Below are 262 nucleotides of genomic sequence, written 5' to 3'. Positions count from 1 at the left end.
CTGGGGAAGGTTTATGCGTCTGACCATTCTGTACTTGCAGAGTTGACGCTCAGCCAAATTGCCAATCAATATACCGGCTATTTTCAGTTGCATCCCACTTTTCTTGACGCGTCTACCATCATATCGATCCTTTATCAGGCATGTCCCGAATATTTTACACAAGGATCTCCGGCAAGCCGGATGAAAACGTATATTCCCATTCATATTGAATCTTTCCGTATGACGAAGCGCCTGGAAGACAGGTGTTATGTGTACATAGAGA

At 44.3% G+C, this 262-nt stretch carries 1 protein-coding gene; it reads left to right on the top strand.

Annotation, left to right across the window (positions count from 1 at the left end):
* The coding region (locus tag KVT31_RS29660) for a polyketide synthase dehydratase domain-containing protein (protein ID WP_217613737.1) at positions 1-262 on the top strand (262 nt) is incomplete at both ends.

Source organism: Bacillus sp. GbtcB14, assembly GCF_019091205.1.
GTDB lineage: Bacteria > Bacillota > Bacilli > Bacillales > Bacillaceae_G > Bacillus_A > Bacillus_A cereus_AG.
This window is presented reverse-complemented; position numbering and strand designations above follow the sequence as displayed.